Source organism: Pantoea sp. YU22, from assembly GCF_003970755.1.
Taxonomy (GTDB): domain Bacteria; phylum Pseudomonadota; class Gammaproteobacteria; order Enterobacterales; family Enterobacteriaceae; genus Pantoea; species Pantoea piersonii.
In genome coordinates, this window is the sequence record NZ_RYDU01000043.1 from 1 (window position 1) to 1,668 (window position 1,668).

Below are 1,668 nucleotides of genomic sequence, written 5' to 3' on the forward strand. Positions count from 1 at the left end.
CGGACTTTAAAAATATCAAGTCTCAAGAGTGAACACGTAATTCATTACGAAGTTTAATTCTTTGAGCATCAAACTTAAATTGAAGAGTTTGATCATGGCTCAGATTGAACGCTGGCGGCAGGCCTAACACATGCAAGTCGAACGGCAGCACAGAGAGCTTGCTCTCGGGTGGCGAGTGGCGGACGGGTGAGTAATGTCTGGGGATCTGCCCGGTAGAGGGGGATAACCACTGGAAACGGTGGCTAATACCGCATAACGTCGCAAGACCAAAGAGGGGGACCTTCGGGCCTCTCACTATCGGATGAACCCAGATGGGATTAGCTAGTAGGTGGGGTAACGGCTCACCTAGGCGACGATCCCTAGCTGGTCTGAGAGGATGACCAGCCACACTGGAACTGAGACACGGTCCAGACTCCTACGGGAGGCAGCAGTGGGGAATATTGCACAATGGGCGCAAGCCTGATGCAGCCATGCCGCGTGTATGAAGAAGGCCTTCGGGTTGTAAAGTACTTTCAGCGGGGAGGAAGGGATGGAGCTTAATACGCTTCGTCATTGACGTTACCCGCAGAAGAAGCACCGGCTAACTCCGTGCCAGCAGCCGCGGTAATACGGAGGGTGCAAGCGTTAATCGGAATTACTGGGCGTAAAGCGCACGCAGGCGGTCTGTCAAGTCGGATGTGAAATCCCCGGGCTTAACCTGGGAACTGCATTCGAAACTGGCAGGCTAGAGTCTTGTAGAGGGGGGTAGAATTCCAGGTGTAGCGGTGAAATGCGTAGAGATCTGGAGGAATACCGGTGGCGAAGGCGGCCCCCTGGACAAAGACTGACGCTCAGGTGCGAAAGCGTGGGGAGCAAACAGGATTAGATACCCTGGTAGTCCACGCCGTAAACGATGTCGACTTGGAGGCTGTTCCCTTGAGGAGTGGCTTCCGGAGCTAACGCGTTAAGTCGACCGCCTGGGGAGTACGGCCGCAAGGTTAAAACTCAAATGAATTGACGGGGGCCCGCACAAGCGGTGGAGCATGTGGTTTAATTCGATGCAACGCGAAGAACCTTACCTGGCCTTGACATCCAGAGAACTTTCCAGAGATGGATTGGTGCCTTCGGGAACTCTGAGACAGGTGCTGCATGGCTGTCGTCAGCTCGTGTTGTGAAATGTTGGGTTAAGTCCCGCAACGAGCGCAACCCTTATCCTTTGTTGCCAGCGATTCGGTCGGGAACTCAAAGGAGACTGCCGGTGATAAACCGGAGGAAGGTGGGGATGACGTCAAGTCATCATGGCCCTTACGGCCAGGGCTACACACGTGCTACAATGGCGCATACAAAGAGAAGCGACCTCGCGAGAGCAAGCGGACCTCATAAAGTGCGTCGTAGTCCGGATCGGAGTCTGCAACTCGACTCCGTGAAGTCGGAATCGCTAGTAATCGTGGATCAGAACGCCACGGTGAATACGTTCCCGGGCCTTGTACACACCGCCCGTCACACCATGGGAGTGGGTTGCAAAAGAAGTAGGTAGCTTAACCTTCGGGAGGGCGCTTACCACTTTGTGATTCATGACTGGGGTGAAGTCGTAACAAGGTAACCGTAGGGGAACCTGCGGTTGGATCACCTCCTTACCTGAAGATACTGCCTTCGAAGTGCTCACACAGATTGTCTGATAGAAAGTAA

The 1,668-nt window shown here is 53.9% G+C and carries 1 rRNA gene; it reads left to right on the plus strand.

What is annotated here, in order from left to right:
- The first annotated feature begins 76 nt into the window (after positions 1 to 76).
- Positions 77 to 1,616: ribosomal RNA gene (locus EKL29_RS22910) — 16S ribosomal RNA — on the plus strand.
- Positions 1,617 to 1,668 lie beyond the last annotated feature (52 nt).